Here is a 323-nt window from a genome sequence, read left to right as displayed (position 1 = left end):
CGCTGCCTGGCCCCAGGACCTGCCGCTGTTCTTCCGGACCTCGGCAGTCGATGGCGCCCCCGAGGGCTGGAGTCTCGATGATACGGTCGTTCTTGCCCGTGCGCTGAAAGCGATCGGGGTCGAAGTCATGGACTGTTCGTCGGGCGGCATCGCGGGCTCCGCGATGGCGGGTGGCGGACAGAAGCGCCAGCCGGGCTTCCAGGTGCCTTATGCCGAACGGGTCCGCAAAGAGGTCAGCATGCCGACCATGGCCGTGGGCCTTATCACCCATCCTGAACAGGCCGAGGGGATCCTTGCCGACGGAAGCGCCGATCTCATCGCCA

Annotated in this window: 1 pseudogene; it reads left to right on the top strand. The window is 66.6% G+C overall.

The features are described from left to right. Positions 1-323: pseudogene (locus EU800_RS26345) on the top strand (NADH:flavin oxidoreductase/NADH oxidase); the annotation flags it as partial.

Origin of the sequence: Tropicimonas sp. IMCC6043, assembly GCF_004146235.1 — a bacterium.
In the GTDB taxonomy this organism is placed as follows: domain Bacteria; phylum Pseudomonadota; class Alphaproteobacteria; order Rhodobacterales; family Rhodobacteraceae; genus Tropicimonas.
This window is presented reverse-complemented; position numbering and strand designations above follow the sequence as displayed.